We start from the raw sequence: 21,378 nt of genomic DNA, 5'->3' as shown, positions 1-21,378 counted from the left end.
ATCCCGAAAGAAGGACCGCCCCGGTCCGGGGCGGTCCCGACGTGTCAGCGACCGGTTTTCAACGTGGTCCAGGCCCGCGTCAGGGCCCGATCGAACCGCGCCGATTTCGGCGTGGGCGTGTACATCTTGGCGACGGTTTCCTCGGGCGGGTAGATGCCGGGATCGTTGCGCACCTCGTCCGAAACCAGCGGTGTCGCCGCCTTGTTGGCGTTGGCGTAGAAGACCGCGTCGGACACCGCCGCGGTCACCTCGGGGCGCAGGAAGTAGTCGATGAAGGCGTGGGCGGCATCGGGATTGGGCGCGTCGGCCGGAATGGCCATCATGTCGAAGCCCAGAAGCGCGCCTTCGCGCGGGATCGTATAGGTGATCTCGACCCCGTTCCCGGCCTCGACGGCACGGTCCTGTGCCTGCAGGATGTCGCCGGAATAGCCGACCGAAACGCAGATATCACCGTTCGCCAGGTCGTTGATGTATTGCGACGAGTGGAAATAGCGGATGTGCGGACGGATACCGTTCAGCAGCTCGATGGCCTGCTCCAGGTCGGCGGTGTCCTCGGAATTGGGGTCGAGCCCGAGATAGTTGAGCGCGGCGCCCACGATTTCGGACGGGCTGTCCAGAAGGGCGATGCCGCAATCTGCAAGCCGCTCGGCATTGGCGGGATCGAACACCATGTCCCAGGTGTCGAGATCGGCCTCCGCGCCCAGCCTCTCGGTCACCATGGCGGTGTTGTAGCCCGGCCCGACCGAATACATCATCCACGGCACGCCGTAGGTGTTGTTCGCGTCGTTGGTGGCGATGATGCGCATGATCTCGGGGTCGAGGTTCCCGTAGTTGCTGATCTTCGAGGTGTCGATCGGCTGGAACACACCGGCCTGCGCCTGCCGGGCCATGAATTCCAGCGAGGGCACGACCAGGTCGTAGCCGGTCGAGCCGGTGAGCATCCGGGCCTCGACCACCTCGTTGGAGTCGAACACGTCGTAGCTCACGTCGATGCCGGTCTCGGCCTCGAAGTTGGGGATCGTGTCCTCGGCGATGTAGTCGGACCAGTTGTAGAAGTTCAGCGTTTCCTGCGCCTGCGCCGCGAGGGGCATGGTCAGGAGAAGGGCCGTCAGAGTCGTGCGGGTCATGGGATGCTCCATGGAGGGGGTTAAGTCAGACGCCAAGGCGATCGCGGGTGGCGTACCACCACGATCCGAGAACCGAGTACGGCACGCGGAACGTCCGCCCGCCGGGGAAAGGAAGCCAGGGAAGACCGGCGAACATGTCGAAACGGCCCAGGTCGCCGCTGATCGCCTCGCCCAGGATGCGGCCGAAGAGATGCGATCCGGTGACGCCGTGCCCCGAGTAGCCGTGCGCGAAATAGGTCGAGGCGCCCAATCGCCCCATCTGCGGCACCCGCAGGAAGGACAGGGCGAAATTGCCCGACCACGCGTGGTCGATCGCGGTCCCCGCGAGCGCGGGGAAGACCTTGCGCATCGAGGCGACCAGCTTGCGCTTGATGTCGCGCGGGTCGGTGCCGCCGTAGACCGTTCCGCCCCCGAACAGCAGCCTGTGGTCGGCGGACATGCGATAGTAATCCAGGATGTAGCGGACGTCTTCCACGCAGGTGTCCGAAGGCATCAGGGCGCGGGCGAGGTCCGTTCCCAGCGGGGCCGTCGCCATCACCTGGGTCGAGACCGGCATCACCCGCCATTCCAGCCCCGGCACGACGCCCTTCAGGTAGGCGTTGCCACACAGCACGAGGGTGCGCGCCTCGATCTCTCCGTTGGCCGTGCGCACCAGGGGGCGGGCGCGCTCGGGTTCGGCGTGGATCACGGGCGAATCCTCGTGGATCGTGCCGCCCAGACGCTCGACCGCGTCGGCTTCTCCCAGGGCCAGGTTCAGGGGGTGCATGTGGCCGCCACGCGTATCGATCATGCCACCGCAGTAAAGATCGGTGTCGGCATGGGCGCGCATGCCGGCGCGGTCCAGCATCTCCAGGTTGGTCAGCCCGTGCGATGCCCACAGGTCGCGCTTGGCCTCCAGACCGCGCATGTGGCGCGCGTTGAAGGCGGCGAACACGTTGCCATCCTTCAGGTCGCACCGGATGTCATAACGCGCGACCCGCTCGCGGATCAGGTCGCCGCCCTCCAGCACCAGCTTCGCCACGCGCGCCGCCACATCGCGGCCGAAGCGGCGTTCGAACACGTCCAGCCCGGCGTTCAGGCCGTTGACGATCTGGCCGCCGTTGCGGCCCGAGGCGCCCCAGCCGATCTTCGCGCCTTCCAGCAGAGTGACCGAGTGGCCCCGTTCCAGCAGGGTGATGGCGGTCGACAGGCCCGAATACCCGCCGCCGACGACACAGACATCGACGGTATGCCGCCCCTCAAGACGGGGGCGCGGCGGTGCGGGGTTCCTGCTGGCCGCGTAGTAGCTGTCGGGATACGGGGCGGCCTGCGCGGCCGGGGGCGACGTGCCGTCCACTACACCGCCTCGAGGTAGGAATGGTATTCGAAGTCGGTGACGTGCCGGGTGAAACGACCGAGCTCCTGGCGCTTCATCTGTTCGAACATGCGCACCAGCCGGGGCGCGAAGATCCCGGTCTGGGCCGCGCCGCGGGCGAAGGCGTCGATCGCCGAGGCCCAGTCCGGCGGCAGCCGGTCCAGCCGCATGGAATACGCGTCGCCGGTCACGGGCGGGGGCGGCTCCATGCCCTTTTCGATGCCCAGCAGCATGCCGCCAAGGATGGCGGCCAGCACGAGGTACGGATTGGCATCGGCGCCGGCCACGCGATGCTCGATCCGGCGCGCGCGGTTGTCGCCGCCGGGAATGCGGATGGCCACCGTCCGGTTCTCGTATCCCCAGGCGACCGCCGCCGGCGCGTGGGCCCCGGGCAGAAGGCGGCGATACGAATTCTCGTGCGGGGCGAAGACCAGCCCGTTTTCCTGCATCGTGGCGATCAGGCCGGCGACGGCCTGGCGCATCAGGGGCGTGCCCTCAGGTCCGCCATCGTCGAACAGGTTCATGCCCTCCGCGTCCACGAGCGACACGTGGGCATGCATGCCCGACCCCGCCCGCTCGCCATAGGGTTTGGCCATGAAGGTCGCCGCGAAGCCGTGTTTGCGGGCAAGGCCCCGGACCAGTCGCTTGAACAGGACGGCATCGTCGGCGGCCTTCAGCGGGTCGGACTGATGGACGAAATTGATCTCGAACTGGCCCGCGCCGTTTTCCGAGATCGCGCTGTCGGCGGGGATCCCCTGCGCCCGGCAGCCGTCGTAGATCTCGTTCAGAAGGGCGTCGAAATGCTGAAGCTCGTCCAGGCTGAGCGCGCCGTCGGTGTCCAGCCGCTTGCCGGTGACGGGCGAGCGCGGCGGTTGCGGGGCGGCCTTGGTGGGGTCGACGATGTAGAATTCGAGCTCGGTCGCGACGACGGGCCGAAGGCCGCGCCGATCCAGGCGGGCCACCACATCGGCCAGTGCCCGGCGGGGATCGCCCGCGAAGGGCGTTCCGTCCTCGGTCCGGGTCCAGAGCTGGATGAACGCGGTGGGTCTTTCGGTCCAGCCCAGAAGGCTCGCGGGGCGGTCGGTATGTTCGCAAATGCCGTCGGCGTCGCCGGTATCGAAGACCAGATCCGAGCCTTCGACGTCTTCGCCCCAGATATCCATCCCCAGAAGCGACAAGGGCATGCGCAGGCCACCGTCGCGGACTTTCTGGATCTGGTCGGCGGGAAGTCTTTTCCCGCGCATCACGCCGTTCAGGTCGCAGATGCACGCGAAAATGGCGTCAAGCTCGGGATGGTCGTCCTCGAGATGCGAGACAGGCGCGGTCTTCTCCATCACCGATTCCAGAGATGTTGTTCCGGAACGCTTTGGATCCCTTCCTATCGCCTGTCAATCTGGATCGTGCGTTGGCGACGACACCAAGGAGCGAAAAGGCGGGCGGCAGCCCCAGGCTCATCGCGTCGGCGCAGCCGAAAGCGCCATCTTCAACTCTTCTGCCAGGCGCCGCTCCTCCTCCGCACGCGGCTTGGAGAACCGCGCAAGCAGAAGGTAGGCGACCGGCGTGAGAAACAACGTCGACAGTGTCGCAAGGCCCAGCCCACCGACGATCACCCATCCGAGCGCCTCGCGCGCCTCGGCCCCCGCGCCGCTCGACAGGATCAGGGGAATGCCGCCCAGCACGGTCGAGGTCATCGTCATCATCACCGGGCGCAGGCGGATGGTCGATGCATCGCGGATCGCGCTGCGGACATCCTGGCCGTCATCGCGCAACTGGTTCGCGAACTCGACAATCAGGATGCCGTTCTTGGCCATGATACCGATCAGCATGACCAGCCCGATCTGGCTGTAAACGTTCAGGCTGAGCCCGGTGAAGACCAGCGCGAAGATTGCGCAGGCAAGACCCAGCGGCACGGTCGCCATCACCACCACGGCCGAGATGAAGCTTTCAAACTGCGCCGCGAGCACCAGAAGCACCACGACGATGGCGAAGCCGAACGTCACCAGAAGACCCGACGAGGTCTCGTCCAGCGTCGCGGCCTCGGCCAGGGGCACGATGCGGTTCTCCTCGGCCAGAATCTCGTCCGACAATGCGGTGACCTGTGCAAGCGCGTCGCCCAGCGACATCTCCGGCGTAAGCCCCGCCGAGATCTCGACCGAGCGGTTCTGCCCCTCGCGTTCCAGCTCGGGCGCGATGGCGCGTTCCTCCAGCGTCACGAAGCTCGACATCGGGACCATCTGCCCGTCGCCCGCCTGCACGAAAACGTTCTGCAGGTCGCCCGGGTCGTCCACCGGGTCCGAGGTCGACAGCATCTGGATGTCGTAACTGGTGTCGTCGATGAAAACAGACCCGACGGTGCGCCCGTCCAGCACCGCCTGAAGCGCTTCGCCAAGGCCGGTGATCTCGATCCCCAGGTCCGAGGCCCGCGTGCGGTCGACCTCGACGAAAAGCTGCGGCTGGGTCGTCTCGTATTCCAGCCGCACCTGTCCGAAGGCCGGGTTCTCCTGCATCCGCGCGACCAGCGCTTCGGACACGTCCGCCAGCTGTTCGTAGCTGTTGCCGGTCACCGCGAAGGTCAGGCCGCGCCCTGCCCCGCGAATTCCAAGGGAATTGGGCTGGATCGCGAAGGCGCGCACGCCGATGATCCCCCGAAGCCGGCCGTTGATGTCGCCGACGATCTCATCCTGGCTGCGTGTCCGTGCGTCCCACGGGGCAAGCGTGAAGACCATGAAGCCGCGGTTGTCTGCCCCGAAGCCGGTAATCGAGAAGACGTTGGCGATTTCGCCGCTTTCGCGCAGCGGCTCCACGGCCTGCTCGATCTCGCCCATCTTGCGGGTCGTGTAGTCGAGCGAGACACCCTGTTGCGCCGTAACCGACAGAAGCGCGACGGCGCGATCCTCGCGCGGGGTCAGCTCCTGCCGGATCCCGCCGAAGACCATCACGGCTGTCAGCGCGAACAGCACGGCCACGACCACCACCACGAAGGGCGAAGACAGCGACCAGTCCAGCGTCCGCTCGTAGAGCGCGGCCAGTCGGTTTCCCAGCCACACGAACGGCCCGCGCGGCGACGGGTCCGGATCCTTGGTCAAAAGCCTGCTGGCAAGTGTCGGACACAGCGTGAGCGCCACCACCGAGGACAGCATGACCGCGATCGCCAGCGTGAAGCCGAATTCCCGGAAAAGCCCCCCCGCTTGTCCGGGCAGGAACGACAGCGGGATGAACACGGCGGCGAGGGTCGCTGTCGTCGTCACGACCGCGAAGAAGACCTGGCGCGTGCCCAGCACGGCGGCGGCACGTGGGCCCATGCCCTCGGCCCGACGCCGCACGATGTTTTCCAGCACGACGATGGCATCGTCGACCACCATGCCCGTCGCCAGCACCAGCGCGAGCAGGGTCAGGATATTGACCGAGAACCCGATCAGGTAGATCGCCGCCAGGGTGCCGATCAGCGCCACGGGCATGGTCAGCGCCGGGATCGCCGTTGCCCTGATGTTTCGCAGGAACAGGAAGATCACGGCGACCACGATCGCCACGGCAAGGGCCAGCGTCTTGACGACCTCGCTGATCGACCCGTTGATGAAGACAGCGTCGTCGGAGGTGACGAAGATGCTCACGTCGCCCGGCAAGGTCCGGTCGAGTTCGGCCACCACGTCGCGGACCGCCGCGGAAATCTCCAGCGTGTTCGACGTGGCCTGCCGGATCACGCCGATGCCCAGGCCCGTCTCGCCGTTGGCCCGAAGGATCGTCTCGTCCCCCGCGGGGCCCAGCGACACCGACGCCACGTCGCCCACGCGCACATTGTCGGCGATGACCAGATCCTCGAAGGCCTGCGGCGAGGAGACCGCGGCGGTGGTGCGGACGCTGATCGACTGGCTCGTGCCCGACAGGTCGCCCGCCGGCGCGTCGTAGGCCACATCGGCCAGGGTCTGCCGCAGATCGGCCAGCGTCAGCCCCCGGCTGGCCAGCTCGGCCATCTCGATATCCACGCGGAAGATCGGTTCGCGGTCGCCGTAGATCTGCAGGTCGGCCACGCCCTCGACCGAGATCAGGCGATCCTCGACCCGCTCCTGAACGATGCGCGTCAGGTCCTGCGGGGACCGTCCCGGCGATGTGACGGCGATCCGGATGACCGGCTGTGCGTTGGCGTCGGCCTTGACGATCCGGGGCTCCTCGGCGCCGTCGGGCAACTGGTTGGCGATGCGGGCGACGGCGTCGCGGGTATCCGTGGCCGCCACGTCAAGGTCCGCCCCTTCGTTGAATTCCAGCGTCACGCGGCTGCGCCCGAAGCGCGAATTGGACGAGATCGTGCGCACACCCGCAACCCGGCCCACCGCACCCTCGATCCGGCCCGTGACGTCCTGGTCGACGCTTTCCGGTGATGCGCCGGGAAACTCGGTCGTCACCGTGATGACCGGGCTGTCGACATTCGGCAACTCGCGGATCTCGACACCGAAAAGGGCCGCGATCCCCGAGATCACGATCAGCGCGCTCAGCACGAAGGCCAGGATGGGACGCCGCACGAACAGCGAGACCCCCGAGCCCATGGTTGCCGCGGCGGTGTCTTCAGATGCCATCAAGGGGTCTCCTCAAAGCCGCGCACGGTTGGTCATCTGCGCCTCGGCGCCATCCGTCCGGGTGCCTGCCGAGACCGAGACATCGGCGCCCGGACGAAGGTTCTGGACGCCTTCGATCACCACGGCGTCGTCCAGCGTCAGGTCCGCGGATTCGACGACAACGCTTTCACTGTTGCGCTGGCGGATCGTGACGCCGACGCGGACGGCCTTGTCATCCCGCACGGCCCAGACATACGAGCCGTCGCTCGACCATTGCACCGAGAGCGGATCGACGGCCAGCAGGGTTTCGCCCGGGAATTCCATCGCGACGGAGAAGGCCATGCCGGCGCGAAGGCGGTCATCATCGTTCGGAATGCGGCCCTGGACCCGCAGGGTTCGGCTGCCCCGGTCGACCACGTTGTCGACGGCCGCGACCTCACCCTCCAGGGCCAGCCCGGACAGCCCCAGGGGCCGCGCCTCGATCGGCTTGCCGACGGTCACCATGCTCACAACCCGCTCGGGCACCTGGAAATCGATCAGGATCTCGGACCGATCGGTGATGGTCGCGATGGTTTCCTGCGGCGAGACCCGGTCGCCGACCGCCACGTCGATGACCCCGAGCCATCCGGCGATGGGCGATGCGATCTCGCGTTGACCCAGGTCGTATTGCGCCTGTTCCACGGCCAGTTCGGCGGTTCTGAGCCCGAGTTGCGCCTCGCGCAGCCGCACCTCGGTCACGGCCCCGGTATCGCCGAGCTGGGCCAGGCGGTCGGCCTCGTCCTGCGCGTCCTCCAGCAGGATCTCGGCCCGTTCGAGCGCGATCCTCTCGGCGGCGCTGTCGAGCCGCAGGATGGTGTCGCCGGACTCGACGTAGCCATTCTCGCTGTGGATGACCTCTGTCACCTGGCCCGCGACCTCGGATCGCAACGTCACGGCACGAACCGCACGGCCATCCCCGATAGCCTCGATCCGGTCGCCGATGCGGCCCTCGGTGACCTCGGCGACAACGACGCTGGTGGCACCGCCCCGGCGAAAGCCCCCCTGCCCGCCGTCCTGAAGCTCGGCGGTCGCCTCGATGCCCAGCAAATCGGCCAGACCAACACGCTCCAGCCACGGCATAGCCGCCGGAACGTAGGTGATCCAAAGGAACACGGCCGCTGCCACTGCGATGAGCGAAAGAATTGTTTGCCGGATGAAAGTCATGCGTGTCCCCGTAGCGCCACGAACTGCTCGGTGACACAGACTCCACCCTGCCACTTCGCGACAATAATGCGAAATAGCACTTAGAGGATGGATACTGGCGAATACACCGGTTTGTGAACGCAAAGGCGCCAGCGGTTGAGCCCGGGGTCCGGCTTCGCCCAACAGGTGGGCAAAGCCGACCGTTGACCAACCGGTTGCGTCGGAATGGGTCTGTTGCACATGTCTCCAGAGTGATTCATCTCGCGAATCCAGCGTGGTAGCTGCGACGCATCGGCAGACCCACGCCCCCGACCTACAGGACCATGAACTGGCCAACCTACCATCAGTCGCGCGACGCCGGGGTTCGCTGACCCTTTGGTTCGATTCCGTTGTGACATGCGATGCCGCAGAGACAGGCAGGGGTGGCCGCCAGTGAGCCCACTGCGATGCGACTTTCTCGACCTGGCTCTCGATGAAGGGTGAGGGGCGCTGATATCGATCCACGGGATCGATGTCAGCGCCGAACCGCACACCGGCAAGGACGGGGACCCCAAGCGGGTTCGTCACTGTCGGTCGGACCAGTGGCGAGACAAAGCTCACGGCGAAACAAGGTCCTGCACACGACCAAATACCGCGGCAGAGCGCTCTGGCGATGATGGAGCGGAGACCACCGCCGAAGCCGAGCCGAACCAAGACGAGACGAAGAGGTATTGCATGAAACTGCTGGGCCAGCGGCGCGTGGCACGAACTTCGACCGTCAGGTCGCCGACCTTCAGGTCCGCATGGCCGTCCGCAACGGCTACACCGCGCTCGGCATATGATGCCATTGCCGACGGTTCAGAACGCCGGGGCTGTTATAGCAGCTGGAAGATCAGGAGGCTCGGAAGACGCATCTGGAAGCGCAGCTGAATGGACCGAAGTCCACACCGGTCCGCCTGCATCCCGGCCTGTCCGATCTCTACCGCAAGAAGGTCGCGGCACTCTCCGAGACCTTGCAGGATTCCTCAATCCGCGGCCGCGCGATGGATATCCTGCTGGGCCTTATCGACCGCGTGACGATCCACTCGGCTGAGGCCGGGCAGCCTGTTCTGCAGCTTGAGGGGGCGATTGCCGCGATGATAGAGGAAGCGCAGCCAGGTGCGCTTGGGTGAGTCGATCATGGTTCGGTAAAAGTGGTTGCAGGAGTAGGATTTGAACCTACGACCTTCAGGTTATTAGCCTGACGAGCTACCGGACTGCTGCATCCCGCGGAAAGTCGCGGGCGATACCTCGGGAAAATGGGCTTCGACACCAATGGAGGACCCGGAATGCCCTCCAGTCAGAATCTTCACCTCGGGTGGTGGGGGCGATTTGTGCCCCCACCCCTGTTGTCGATCAACCCAGGAGGTCGAAAACCCCAGAGTCGGTCTGAATGGACAACGAGTCGAGGTCGGCACCATCCACCAGCGCCCAGAGCACCTGACCCGTGGATTGGTGGGTGATGAAGGTTTCGGCGATGTCTGCCGAACCTGCAGAGCCGGTGACACCATTGCTCACGACGAAATCGTCGGCATCGGCTGCGCCACCGAAGACCAGCGTGTCGGCGTCGCCGTCGAAATCTTGGATCCAGTCGGTTCCATGGCCCGCATCACCGCTGTGATAGACCTTGTCGCTGCCCGCACCGGTATTGATGCGGTCATTGCCGAAGCCGCCGTTGATGAAATCATCGCCGTCACCGCCGAACAGGACGTCGCTTCCGGCATTCCCCGCCAATACATCATTGCCAGCTTGACCGACCAGGAAATCGCCGGCCGTACCGCCAGAGATCATGTCGTCACCCGCCCCACCATAGACCGTGTCGGTCTCGGATCCGCCGGAGAGCATGTCATTGCCGGTGCCACCGTCGATGAAGTCGCGATCTCCCCCACCAAGCAGGGTGTCGTCGCCGTCGTTCCCGCGGATGGTATCGTCTCCGACGCCACCGTCAAACAGGTCGGCCGTCTCATCCAGTATGGTATTCAGGCTGGCGTCAGCCCGTTGCTCGGCCAGAACGGCGAGCGCATCATCCAGCGTCGCGACCTCGATGTCGCCCGCGGCGGCGGGAAGAATGGGGATGTACCCGTTGTCGCCATCCACCTCGCCATCGGTGCCGGCGCCAATTCCGTCGGGGATCTCGACCCCGTGAAGGACGATTTCGCGCATCTCAAGCGGCATCAGGTCGTCGGCATCGTACTGTGTCATCGTGACAGGGCTGACGAAATTCGCGTCCACATCCAGGTCATAGTTCTGGATGAATGCCATCCGGCCTTCACTGTCAGCGACGGGGAAACCGTCAGACCCGGGAAGGCTGAGGATGACGTCGCCGTAGGCGGATACGCCTTCCAGCACCTCGACCATGCCGTCACGATCCGTGTCGTTCGCGATAGTGGGCGCGTTGCTGTCGGCCGGGTTGCCGTCGTCGTCGAACAGCCCGTGGACGTGCTGGACGTGGGCGACGTCGGGCGTCAGTCCCTCGGCATCGATCGAGACATTGATGTAGCGACTGCCGTCAGCGTCGGTGCGGACGGCCAACACTGCGCGGGATGCGACACCGGACGAGTTCAGCGCGGACAGGTCCGCAACGTAGAACGCCTGAGCGCCAGACAGGAAGGTCTCGAAGGATGTATAGGAAGTTCCCAGATGTGCCATGATAGCCCTCTTGTTGCTTGGTACGCGAAGAGTCACGGGCGACGGGCCGGCGGAGTTTCGAAAGAGCTGAAGATTCCTTGAGAGGCCACTCGCGACCGATGCGACCGGTCGCGTGGATCAGCGCCACGCGGGGTGCTGCCAGACGAATGCGGACTGGTCTCTGCCAGGAAAGAGGTGCTGTCCTTTATCGCGCACAGAGACCGCGCCACTCGGCGAGAGCGGCGGTACGGTTCAGCTTGAAATGGCGTCGGCTTGAGAGGCTGCGTTCCTGATTGAAGTGGTTCGATGCCGAAGCGTGAACGGCGGCGAATTTCTGAAGACTTCGCATCCGTCGGAACCGGAGCATCGCACGCTCTCTTCTCCGGAACGGCAGGTGCGAATTCTCGGCTCGATTGTTGAGCCATCGCCCAGTGCCCCGGCGTCCTGCAGCCCCGAGTTCTTTGGGCGCGGCACCGTAGGAGCGTAGCCTGTCCGTGACGATCGCCTCGGGGCGACCGTGCTGCCGCATCGCTTTCTTGAGGAATTTCAGAGCCGCCATCCGGTCCCGGGTCTTCGTCACGTAGCTTTCCAGCACCTCGCCCTCGTGATCGACGGCGCGCCAGAGATAGTGCCGCTCGCCGTTGATCTTCACGAAGATCTCGTCGAGGTGCCAGCGCCAGCGGCTGGACTTCATGCCCTCGATACGACGCTTGCGAATCTCCGCGGCGAACATCGGCCCGAACCTGAGTCGCCAGTAGCGGACGGTCTCATGGCTGACATCGATGCCGCGTTCGTGCAGCAGATCCTCGACGTTGCGAAGAGACAGAGGGACCGGACGTAAAGCATCACCGCCAAGCGGATGATCTCCGGGCTGGTCTTGAAGTAGCGAAAGGGCGGGCGCTTGGTCATCCCAGAAGGCTAGTCATCGCCCTGCCCCATTGTCCCGTATGGTCAGCCTGGGTCGGCGAAGCGGTCTCGCAGGATGTTTTTCTGCACCTTGCCCATGGTGTTGCGCGGCAGTTCGTCGATGACGCGGTAACCGCTGGGATGTTTATAGCGCGCCAGCTTCTCTTTCACCGTGTCGGCAATCGCGTCAGTGTCGGGGGGCGCCCCGCCCGACGGGACCAGCACGGCGAGGGGCGTCTCGCCAAAATCGTCGTGCGGCACACCGATGACGGCGGATTCCAGCACGCCGGGCTGCTGGTCCAGGACGACCTCGATCTCCTTGGGATAGATGTTGTAGCCGCCCGAGATGATGAGGTCCTTGTCGCGGCCGACGATGCTGACATAGCCGCCGGCGTCGATCTGGCCCAGATCGCCGGTGATGAAGAAGCCGTCTTCGCGCAGCTCGGCCGCCGTCTTCTCGGGCATCTGCCAGTAGCCCTGAAAAACGTTCGGACCGCGCACCTCGATCAGCCCCACCTCGCCCTGCGGCAGTGTCTTGCCGGTTTCGGGATCGGTGATCTTCAGTTCGACCCCGGGCAAAGGGAAGCCCACGGTACCCGCGCGGCGTTCGCCATCGTAGGGGTTCGAGGTGTTCATGTTGGTCTCGGTCATGCCGTAGCGCTCGAGGATGCGATGTCCGGTGCGGTTCTCGAACCGATGGTGCGTTTCGGCCAGGAGTGGCGCGGATCCCGAAGTGAAGAGCCGCATGTTGGCGACGAGATTCCGGTCGAAGCGGTCGTCATCCAGCAAACGGGTATAAAAGGTGGGTACGCCCATCATCGACGTGGCGCGCGGCAACTCGGCGATGATCCGGTCCAGATCGAATTTCGGCAGGAAGATCATCGCTCCGCCCGCCAGCAGCGTCACGTTCGACGCCACGAACAGACCGTGGGTATGGAAGATCGGCAGCGCGTGCAGCAGCACGTCGTCCTTGGTGAAGCGCCAAAGGTCCCGCAGTGCCTGCGCGTTCGACAGCAGGTTCGCGTGGCTGAGCATCGCGCCCTTGGACCGCCCCGTGGTGCCGGACGTGTAGAGGAAGGCGGCAAGGTCGTCGTCGGCGCGCGCGACGGTATCGAAAGCGGTGGGCTGCGCCTTGGCCGCGTCGGTCAGGCTGCCGGTTCCGTCGGCGCCCAGCGTGTGCAGATCGGCACCCTGCGCACGGGCGAGCGGGCCCAGTGCGTCGGCTTTCGCCGGATCGCAGATCAGCATCCGCGCGCCGCTGTTCTCGATGAAGTACTCGAGCTCGTCCGTCGTGTAGGCGGTGTTGAGTGGCAGGAAGATGACGCCGGCCTGCACCGCTCCCGCGTAGATCGCCAGGGCTTCGGGCGACTTTTCCACCTGCACGGCCAATCGGTCACCGGGATTGAGCCCCGCGCCCGTCAGCACATGGGCAAACTGGGCCGCGACCGCGGCGAAGTCAGCGTGGCTGATGATGCGGCCGTCGGCGAGGTACAGGAAGGGATCGGAGCGGTCTGCGTGGGGTGCGAAAAGGGCGTCGTAAAGCGTGTTCGACATGCGGTTTTCCTTCAGGCGTTTGTCTTGTCCGCCGCGGCGGCCAGCGTGCGGATCTCGGCCGAGGCCGCGACTTCGCTCAAGGCCGCATAGCGTTCGTGGTTCTGCGCGATCTTATGGGGATCGTAGAGGTAATTCACCATCACGCCCGCCGACTGGGCCTGCCCCTTGGCAGACGTATCGGCGCCCGCGTGGACCCGGTGCACCGACGCCCCGTTGCCGAGGTGGAACCGCCCGACCTGATCCAGCGGCCGTCCGCTTCTGTGCTTCGCCTCGGTCAAGTAGCGCGCGGCCAGCGCGCGCAGCCGCTCGGGATCGTCGCCGCCATGGTCCAGGCCTTCGGACGCCATCCAGTCGCACAGGCCCGGAATGGGCGACAGGGTGACGAAAGTCTTGAGCCCTGGCAGTTCGAGCGAGAGATCCGTCACCACCTGCTTGATGAGCGAATTGCCGAACGAGACCCCGGCCAGACCTGCCTGGCAATTCGAGATCGAGTAGAACACGGCCGTGTCGGCCTGCGCCTCGGGCAGGATGGTCCGCTTTTCGGCCAGAAGCGCCTGTACCGATCCGGGGATGCCGCGCGACAGGGCGACCTCGACAAAGATCAACGGCTCGTCCGGCATCGCCGGATGGAACAGCGCGAAGCAGCGACGGTCGCCCGGATCGACCCGCCGGCGCAGATCGTCCCAGCTGTGAATGGCGTGCACCGCTTCGTAGGCGATGATCTTTTCCAGAAGCCGCGCCGGTGTTTCCCAGTTGATCGGCCGCAGGACCAGAAAGCCGCGGTTGAACCAGCTGGAAAAGAGGTGCCGGAAATCGAGATCCAGCGCCATCAGCGCGTCCTCGTCCCGGCCCAGCCGCAGCAGATCGGCGCGCATCGCGACCAGCTGGGCCGTGGCGTTCGGCACCTGGTTCAGGCGTCGGATAAGCTCCTGCCGCGGCGGCTCGGCAGCCTGCATCACCGCGCGGTAGCTGGACTTGGTCTGCCCCGCCTCGTAGCGCGCCAGAGCCTCGCGGACGCTGCTGGGATCGATCGTCATCTCGTGCGCCATGTGCCGGAAGAACTCAAGCTTCCGGGCGTCGTCGAACCCCGCGTACCGCGCGAGGATGGTCTGGGCGACGATCATCCCCGACACCTCGCCGCGCGCGCCGACCAGGTCGGCCAGCAGCTCGGGCACGGGACGCGTATCGTTGCGGTCCGCGCCGCGTGCGGTCAGCCGCCGCTCGAACACGGTGGCCAGAAGGTCGGCCAGCAGCGTCACAGCGCGTCCCCCATCACCGTGTCTGGCAGCCACAGCGCCAGCCCCGGGAAGAGGCACAGAAGGACGATGGCGACGACCATGCAGGCAACGTAGGGCAGCGATCCCAGGAGGATCGTCTTCAGCTTGATGTCGGGCGCGATGGAGTTGATGACGTAAAGGTTCAGCCCCACCGGCGGCGAGATCAGCCCGATCTCCATGTTGATGGTCAGCACCACGGCGAACCAGATCGGGTCGAACCCCGCGGTGGTGATGATCGGCAGAAGGATGGGCGCCGCCATCAGGATCACCGCCACGGGCGGCAGGAAGAACCCGGCCACCAGAAGGAACAGGTTGATCATGCCCATCAGCACCCAGCGGTTCACGTCGAGCCCGCCGATCCACTCGGCGATGGATTGCGTGATGAAGAGCGACGACAGCATGTAGCTGAAGACCCCAGCCGCACCGATGATGAACAGGATCATCACGCTCTCGCGCGTGCTGTCGCGAAGGATGCCCCAGATGGCGCGCGGGCTCCACAGGCTGTAGATCACCATGGCGATCACCAGGCACAGGAGCGCGCCCACCGCGGCGGTCTCGGACGGCGTCGCGATGCCGCCATACATGGCATAGAGCACGCCGAGGATGATCGCGAGGAACGGCAGCACCCGCGGCAGGATCTCGATCCGCTGGCGCCAGCTATAGGTGCTGGCCCGCAGCACATCCATGTTGCCCGACCGCGCCGTGGAATAGAGCGACCACGCCATGAAGAGGGCGACCAGCAGGAAGCCGGGAATCACGCCCGCGAGGAACAGCCGCCCGATCGAGGTCTCGGTGGCGATGCCGTAGACGATCATGGTCACCGACGGCGGGATCAGGATGCCCAACGTACCGCCCGCCGCGATCGAGCCCGAGGCCACGCTGTCGGGATAGCCGCGCTTGCGCATCTCGGGGATACCCATCTTGCCGATCGCCGCACAGGTGGCGGGCGACGATCCGGACATGGCCGAGAAAAGCGCGCAGGCGCCGAGATTAGAGATGACAAGGCCGCCCGGCACGCGGGTCAGCCATCGCTCAAGCGCCTCGTAGAGATCGGCGCCGGCCCGGGTCGACGCGATGGCCGCACCCATGATGATGAACATGGGGATCGACAGCAGCGCGAAGTTGTCGAGTTTGCCGAAGAACACTTCGGGCATGAGGCTCAGCGATGACATGCCGTCGAAGACGATCAGGAAACCACCCGATACGACCAGCAGACCGGCGGCGACCGAGATGCCCGAGAACAGCACGACGATGGTGGCAAGCGCGACGATGGCGCCCAGCGACAAGGGATCCATTATTCCGCCGCCTTTGCTACGCTGTCGCTCAGGCTCGCATCGGGCGGCAGACCGAACGGATCCTCGACCCGGAAGACGACGGCGATGAGGTCCGCGACCAGTTGCATAAGGTAAAGCCCGAAGCCCAGCGGCAGCGCCAGATATGGCACCCACAGCTTCGGGTTCCACGGCGTGTTCGACGTCTCGCCCCAATCCCAGGCCTCGTGCCAAAAATGGTAGCCGTGCCATGCCATGACGGCCACGACAGCGATGGTCACGAGCAGCACCAGCAGCGCGAGCCCCTTGCGCATGGCCTCGGGCAGCATCAGCGGCAGCAGGTCCACGTTCACGTGGCCCCGCAGATATTGCACGTAGGGCAAGCCAAGCATGGTGGCGCCCACCATCATGTAGGTGACGCCCTCGGTCTGCCAGATCGTCGACCCGTTCAGGACGAACCGGATGAAGATCATCTGGCAGGTGATGGCGATGGACGCGACGATCAGCAGCGCGGCGATGATGCCGGACAACTGGCTGAGCAGCCCGATGGCCTTCAGAAGCGGGTTGCCGCCATGGCTTGCGCGGGTTTGGGCGGGGGATGAACCGGACATACTGCCTCCGATGACCTGGACGAGGGCCTCAACGAAGAGGAGCCGAGGGCGCGACGCCCCCGGCCCCTCGAAGGGTCACTCGACCGACAGGGCCAGATCCAGAAGGCGCTGGCCGTCGGGCGAGCCTTCCAGGAAAGCCTTGTAGGCGGTCTCCTGCGCGATCTCGCGCCAGGCGTTGAACTGCTCTTCCGTCATCTCGGCAATCTCGACGCCATTATCGGCAAAGACCTGGCGGGCCTCGCCATCCTCGGCCTTGGCCTGCTCCAGATAGAACGCCTGCGCCTTTTCGGCGGCGGCCATCAGAGCCTGCTGCTGCTCTTCGGTCAGACCTTCGAAGACCGACTTGTTCATCAGCACGGGCTGATACATGAACCACAGCGCGTAGTCGCCAGCGGGTGTGAAGCAGGCGACCTGCTCGTAGATGCGGTAGGACACGAAGGAAGACGACGACGTGTTCGCGGCGTCAAGAACGCCGGTCTGCATCGCGTTGTAGATCTCGGCCGACGACATCGAGGCGATGGACGCGCCCGCGCCCGCCAGCATCTGCTCGAACGCCTTGCCGGCCGCGCGCATCTGCTTTCCCTCGACATCCTCGGGGGCAACGACGCACTCTTCCTTGCCGGCGAAACCGCCTGCCAGATAGCCGTGAACGAGGACCATGATGTCGTCCTCGGCCAGGATGGCCTCGATTTCTTCCATGAACTCCGAGTCGTTCAGCCGCGCGGCGTGGTCATGGTTCTTCACCAGGCCCGGCATCAAGGTCAGGTTGTAGGCGTTGCGAAGGCCCCCCGCGTAGGACAGCGGCAGGACGATCGCGTCTACTTGCCCGCGCGCCAGCGGCTTGTATTGCTCGCGCGCCTTGAACAGGGACTGGCTGGGAAAGATCGTCAGTTCCAGATCCACGTCTGCCGCGGCAACCTCGTCGGCGACCATCTGTACCACCTTGTGGCGCACATCGCCTTCCGACCATTGATGCGAGACGCGCAGCTCTGCCGCCTGCGCAGCGAATGTCGTGGCGGCCACAGCTGCGGCGCCAAGTGTCGCAGTGAATTTCATGTGTCTTCCTCCCTTTGAAGACCCGCCTCCGGACTGGCGACCGCTCTTTTCACGGACCTTGTCGCTCGGGTCATTCATCTTGTATACAAGAACTTGTATCTTGTCGGCAAGGTGTCGACGAATTCGCTGACCACGGGTCAAGCAAGGGGGTGTTATCCCATGGAACTCAGGCTTGCGGACCGGATCGCGGAGACGCTTGAAGGCATGATACTGGATGGCACCCTGGCGGATGGAGAGCGCTTGGACGAGGTTCAGCTGGCCGAGCGATTCGCGGTTTCACGGACGCCGCTGCGGGAAGCCTTCCAGCGCCTCGCCCTGTCCGGCCTTGTCAGGCAGATCCCGCGACGCGGCGTCTTTGTGCGCCAACCGGGACTGGCCGAATTGGTCGAGATGTTCGAAGTGATGGCCGAGCTCGAAGCGGTCTGCGCACGTCTGGCCGCATCGCGCATCACCGACGACGCCCTTGCGGCGCTCGAAGCGGCGAACGCGCGATGCCTGAGCGCAGTGCGGTCCGAAGATCCCGATGGGTATTTCACCGAGAACGAGCGCTTTCACGCGATCCTATACCGTCAATCCGGCAACGCATTTCTGGAAAAGGAGTGCCAAGCGCTGCATCGCCGCCTGACGCCCTTCCGACGCCTGCAGTTGCGGCTGCGCGGACGCATGCGGCAATCCATGTCCGAACACGAAACCATTGTTGCGGCCTTGCGCGAAGGCGATGCCCGCGCAGCCGAGAACGCGACCCGTGCGCACGTCGCCGTGCAGGGCGAGAAGTTCCACCACCTTATCAGCAGCCTCAAATCCGACGCCGTCTAGATATCGTCAGACGAATACGAAGTGCTCTCTGGCAGGACAGCAGTGCTGTCCATTATCCCACGCAGCAACCACACCACTGGGCGAGCGCGGCGGTACCGGTCAGTTTGAATTGCTGTCGGCGCGAGAGACTGCGTTCGTAGTCGAAGTGGTTCGATACCGAAGCGTGGGCGGAGGCGGATTTCTGACGACTTCATATCCGCCGGAACCGGAGCATGGCACACTCTCTTCGTCGAAACGTCAGGTACAAATTCTCCGCCCTGTTGTTCAGCCAGCGCGCTGCGAAGTGCTTGCCCATCGCTTTCCCGAGGGAGGCGTCCCGCAGAAATACCAAAGAAGAATATTCCATCGGGGCTATTCAGAGCCCGCACCACATGCATACTACATCGCACTCCGGGCGCGCGGCGCAAGTATCGGTCTGCATGGGCCATTTCTTAGCAATAATTGTCCGCGCGAATTTCGGAGACGGATAGGGAGGATAACTATGACCGTTTTGAAAAGCCGCCGCGCGGCCTTGAAGACCATCGGCATGGGCGGAGTCGGCGCACTGGCTGCGCCGCATATCGCGGGCGCACAGGCCAATGGCACGACCTGGCGTATCCAGACGTCCTGGCCGGGCGGCGCTGGTCTGCAGATCTTTCGCGACTGGTGCGGCTCGATACAGGAAAAGACGGGCGGCGAGCTGACGTTCCAGCCCTTTGGCGCCAACGATGTCGTGGGCGACTTCCAGCTCTACGACGCGGTCAAAAATGGCGTGCTTGAGGCGGTGAACCCCTTCACTATCTACGCGCAGGGCATCATCCCGGCGGCGACGTTCCTGACCTCGATCCCGCTGGGTCTGCGTCAGCCGTCCGAGTTCGACACGTTCTACTACGGCCTCGGCGGCATCGACATCGCCCGCGAGCTCTACGCCGCGCAGGGGATGTATTTCGTCGGCCCCGTCCACCACGACGCCAACATCATCCATTCCAAGGTGCCGATCCGGTCCATCGACGACTTCGCGGGCCGCAAGATGCGCCTGCCCGGTGGCATGGTGGCCGAGGTCTTCACCGAGATCGGGGCAGAGACGACCGTCCTTCCGGGCTCTGAGATTTTCCCGGCTCTCGAGAAAGGGACGATCGACGTCGCCGATTATGTCGGGCCCGCGGTCAACTACGCGCTCGGCTTCAGTCAGGTCACGGACTACATCGTCATGGGCCCTCCGGGCTTCATGTCGCTCTACCAGCCGGTCGACATCATGGACATCACCGTGGGCCAGGCCGCCTGGGATGCGCTCTCGCCGCAGATGAAGCAGTTCGTCGAGATGGAGACGCATGTCTATTCCGATATGCATTACGCCGCGATCCAGGCCGCCGACCAGGAAGCCTGGGGCAAGTTCGAGGCCGACGGCACCGAGGTCACGCGGCTGAGCCAGGATGACGTAGACCTGATGACAGAGATCGCAGTACCGATCTGGTTCGACTACGCCAACCGCGACCCGAACGCGGCGCGGGTCTTCAAGATCCAGCTCGACTACATGCAGTCGGGTTCGCTCGGCTACGTCGATCCGGCGCTGACCGAAGGTCTGACGCTGAACCTTTGATCCCAGACGACCTGAAATAGCCCTACCGCCCGGAGCAAAAGCTTCGGGCGGCGTCCTTTCCCGTGACCAAAGGTGCCCGCTTATGCCCGGCCTCAGCTTCACACTGCCGCACTGGCTCTACTGGATCGGCCTGATCGTCTTTCCCCTGATCGCCATGGTCATGGCCCGCCGCACTCAACGTGGCCCGCGCCGCTATTCTGTTGCTCTGGGCTACATGATCCTCGTCACCGGCGGGATTCTCGGGCTGCACCGCTTTTATCTCAAGAATCTGTTGGGCCTCCTCTTCCTGCCGGTGTTCTTTGCGATCCTGATCGCCAACAGCCAGGGGCAGGACGCGCGCTCGGTCGTGTCCAACCTTGCCAACGAGGTTCGCATGGCCGAGCGCACGGTCGAGCGCGAAGGCCCGCGGATCGAGGAGGCGCGCGCGCAACTGGAAGAGTTGCAGACCGCATTCGACGAGGCGGAAACGGGGTCGGTTCAGGCCCGTCTGGCCGAGCGTCGGCTTTCCCGCGCCGAGGATACGATTTCGGGCGGCGAAGAAAGACTGGCGGAAGCTCGCGCGACGCTTGACGAAGTCCAGGGCGAATTGACGGCGGCACGCGGCGATCGGGCCTACTGGGCCCGCGTGGCGCAAATCGCCTTCTACCTTCTCGTGGCGGGCATGGTGGTCGACGCGATTCTTCTGCCGTCCCTGGTTCGCCGCGCGAACCGCGGACTGGAACCCGACACCGGTCTCACGCCGACAGACGAAGTGACCCTCTCCGAAGCTGGCGAGGATCCGAAATCCGATGCGGATTACGCAACGAACTGGATCGACCGACTGTCGCTATTCGCAGGAGAATTCGCCGCCTACTGGGCCGTGATCGCTGTCTTCGTGTACTACTACGAGGTTATCGCCCGCTACGTCTTCGGAAGCCCGACGAACTGGGCGCACGAGGCGATGTATCTGATGTTCGGGATGCAATACCTGATTGCGGGCGCCTACGCGATGCTGACCGAGAGCCATGTACGGGTCGACATCTTCTACGCCCCCCTGCCCCGCAAGCGGAAGGCCTGGGTCGACCTGCTGACCTCGGTCTTCTTCTTCATCTTCGCCGGCACGCTGCTGGTCACGTCATATATCTTCGCCTTCGACGCACTGGCCGTTCCGACGGGCAACTCAACCGTCAGCGAGTGGGCGCGCGGCAATATCGGCTTCAGTGAGATGGTGTCGGGATTCGGTCTGAACCAGTGGTCCGATCCGAACATCCGCTGGGGCGAGATCAGCTTCAACGAATGGGAGGTGCCCCTTTGGCCGATGAAATGGGTCATGGTGCTGGGCGGGCTGCTGCTGGTGCTCCAGGGCGTCTCGAAACTGTCCGAGGACATCCGGGCCCTTCGGGGCGGAGAGCCGCCGACCCGGGGAACGCCCGGCGCGGCCGCTGAACTGAGAGGGAACGCCTGATGGGC

At 65.0% G+C, this 21,378-nt stretch carries 15 protein-coding genes, 1 tRNA gene and 4 pseudogenes; 5 read left to right on the top strand and 15 right to left on the bottom strand.

Annotated elements, in window-relative coordinates; translation table 11 throughout:
- Positions 1 to 44: 44 nt before the first annotated feature.
- The 5 genes from BMX96_RS00915 to BMX96_RS00895 form a co-directional block, all read right to left on the bottom strand.
- Positions 45 to 1,127, bottom strand: coding sequence for a polyamine ABC transporter substrate-binding protein (locus BMX96_RS00915; RefSeq protein WP_091843226.1), 1,083 nt, complete (start codon positions 1,125 to 1,127; stop codon positions 45 to 47).
- Positions 1,128 to 1,152: 25 nt separating this feature from the next.
- On the bottom strand, positions 1,153 to 2,463 hold the full coding sequence (locus BMX96_RS00910) for an NAD(P)/FAD-dependent oxidoreductase (protein WP_091843223.1): 1,311 nt from the start codon (positions 2,461 to 2,463) through the stop codon (positions 1,153 to 1,155).
- Positions 2,463 to 3,815 carry a glutamine synthetase family protein gene (locus BMX96_RS00905; RefSeq protein ID WP_091843221.1) on the bottom strand — a complete coding sequence of 451 codons (1,353 nt, stop codon included), beginning with the start codon at positions 3,813 to 3,815 and terminating at the stop codon, positions 2,463 to 2,465. Before BMX96_RS00905 ends, BMX96_RS00910 begins: the two co-directional genes overlap by 1 nt.
- 117 nt (positions 3,816 to 3,932) lie before the next feature.
- Positions 3,933 to 7,052, bottom strand: a complete 3,120-nt coding sequence (locus BMX96_RS00900; protein WP_091843218.1) for an efflux RND transporter permease subunit — start codon at positions 7,050 to 7,052, stop codon at positions 3,933 to 3,935.
- 12 nt (positions 7,053 to 7,064) lie between these two features.
- A complete protein-coding gene (locus BMX96_RS00895) occupies positions 7,065 to 8,234 on the bottom strand; it encodes an efflux RND transporter periplasmic adaptor subunit (protein WP_091843215.1) in 1,170 nt (389 codons plus the stop codon).
- Positions 8,235 to 8,503: 269 nt separating this feature from the next.
- Here BMX96_RS00895 and BMX96_RS20210 point away from each other — a divergent pair.
- Positions 8,504 to 8,646, top strand: a pseudogene (locus BMX96_RS20210) (IS5/IS1182 family transposase); the annotation flags it as partial.
- A 169-nt stretch (positions 8,647 to 8,815) separates the two neighbouring features.
- Positions 8,816 to 9,034: pseudogene (locus tag BMX96_RS00890) on the top strand (IS5/IS1182 family transposase); the annotation flags it as partial.
- Positions 9,035 to 9,217: 183 nt separating this feature from the next.
- Here BMX96_RS00890 and BMX96_RS19495 read toward each other — a convergent pair.
- The 9 genes and pseudogenes from BMX96_RS19495 to dctP (BMX96_RS00850) form a co-directional block, all read right to left on the bottom strand.
- Positions 9,218 to 9,373: a hypothetical protein gene (locus tag BMX96_RS19495; RefSeq protein WP_175481621.1), complete on the bottom strand. Its 156-nt coding sequence runs from the start codon at positions 9,371 to 9,373 to the stop codon at positions 9,218 to 9,220.
- Positions 9,374 to 9,386: 13 nt separating this feature from the next.
- A tRNA-Ile gene (locus tag BMX96_RS00885) sits at positions 9,387 to 9,463 on the bottom strand.
- Positions 9,464 to 9,587: 124 nt separating this feature from the next.
- Positions 9,588 to 10,880, bottom strand: a complete 1,293-nt coding sequence (locus BMX96_RS00880) for a calcium-binding protein (protein ID WP_091843212.1) — start codon at positions 10,878 to 10,880, stop codon at positions 9,588 to 9,590.
- A 184-nt stretch (positions 10,881 to 11,064) separates the two neighbouring features.
- Positions 11,065 to 11,768: pseudogene (locus BMX96_RS00875) on the bottom strand (IS6 family transposase).
- A 42-nt stretch (positions 11,769 to 11,810) separates the two neighbouring features.
- Positions 11,811 to 13,319 (bottom strand): malonate--CoA ligase, encoded by a 1,509-nt coding sequence (locus BMX96_RS00870; RefSeq protein WP_091843210.1) that lies wholly within the window; start codon positions 13,317 to 13,319, stop codon positions 11,811 to 11,813.
- A gap of 11 nt (positions 13,320 to 13,330) precedes the next feature.
- A complete protein-coding gene (locus BMX96_RS00865) occupies positions 13,331 to 14,578 on the bottom strand; it encodes a malonyl-CoA decarboxylase (protein ID WP_091843207.1) in 1,248 nt (415 codons plus the stop codon).
- The gene (locus BMX96_RS00860) at positions 14,575 to 15,891 is read right to left on the bottom strand and encodes a TRAP transporter large permease (RefSeq protein ID WP_091843205.1); all 1,317 of its coding nucleotides are present in this window, start codon (positions 15,889 to 15,891) and stop codon (positions 14,575 to 14,577) included. The genes BMX96_RS00865 and BMX96_RS00860 overlap by 4 nt, the downstream gene beginning before the upstream one ends.
- Entirely contained in the window at positions 15,891 to 16,478 is a 588-nt protein-coding gene (locus tag BMX96_RS00855) for a TRAP transporter small permease subunit (RefSeq protein ID WP_091843202.1), read from the bottom strand. Before BMX96_RS00855 ends, BMX96_RS00860 begins: the two co-directional genes overlap by 1 nt.
- 75 nt (positions 16,479 to 16,553) lie before the next feature.
- Positions 16,554 to 17,534: a TRAP transporter substrate-binding protein DctP gene (gene dctP, locus BMX96_RS00850; RefSeq protein ID WP_091843199.1), complete on the bottom strand. Its 981-nt coding sequence runs from the start codon at positions 17,532 to 17,534 to the stop codon at positions 16,554 to 16,556.
- A 159-nt stretch (positions 17,535 to 17,693) separates the two neighbouring features.
- Here dctP (BMX96_RS00850) and BMX96_RS00845 point away from each other — a divergent pair, with 159 nt between their 5' ends.
- Positions 17,694 to 18,350: a GntR family transcriptional regulator gene (locus BMX96_RS00845; RefSeq protein WP_091843197.1), complete on the top strand. Its 657-nt coding sequence runs from the start codon at positions 17,694 to 17,696 to the stop codon at positions 18,348 to 18,350.
- 52 nt (positions 18,351 to 18,402) lie between these two features.
- On the opposite strand, the pseudogene BMX96_RS19820 reads toward BMX96_RS00845, so the two are convergent.
- A pseudogene (locus BMX96_RS19820) lies at positions 18,403 to 18,630 on the bottom strand (IS6 family transposase); the annotation flags it as partial.
- Between the two features lie 201 nt (positions 18,631 to 18,831).
- On the opposite strand from BMX96_RS19820, the gene dctP (BMX96_RS00840) reads away from it, so the two are divergent.
- Together dctP (BMX96_RS00840) and BMX96_RS00835 are read left to right on the top strand one after the other, a co-directional pair.
- Entirely contained in the window at positions 18,832 to 19,929 is a 1,098-nt protein-coding gene (gene dctP, locus BMX96_RS00840) for a TRAP transporter substrate-binding protein DctP (RefSeq protein WP_091843194.1), read from the top strand.
- Positions 19,930 to 20,011: 82 nt separating this feature from the next.
- Positions 20,012 to 21,373: a TRAP transporter small permease subunit gene (locus tag BMX96_RS00835; RefSeq protein ID WP_091843192.1), complete on the top strand. Its 1,362-nt coding sequence runs from the start codon at positions 20,012 to 20,014 to the stop codon at positions 21,371 to 21,373.
- The last annotated feature ends 5 nt before the right edge of the window (positions 21,374 to 21,378 follow it).

This window comes from Palleronia pelagia, from assembly GCF_900110115.1.
GTDB lineage: Bacteria > Pseudomonadota > Alphaproteobacteria > Rhodobacterales > Rhodobacteraceae > Palleronia > Palleronia pelagia.
The sequence above is the reverse complement of the archived record's forward strand: the minus strand, read 5'-3'. Positions and strand labels throughout refer to the sequence as shown.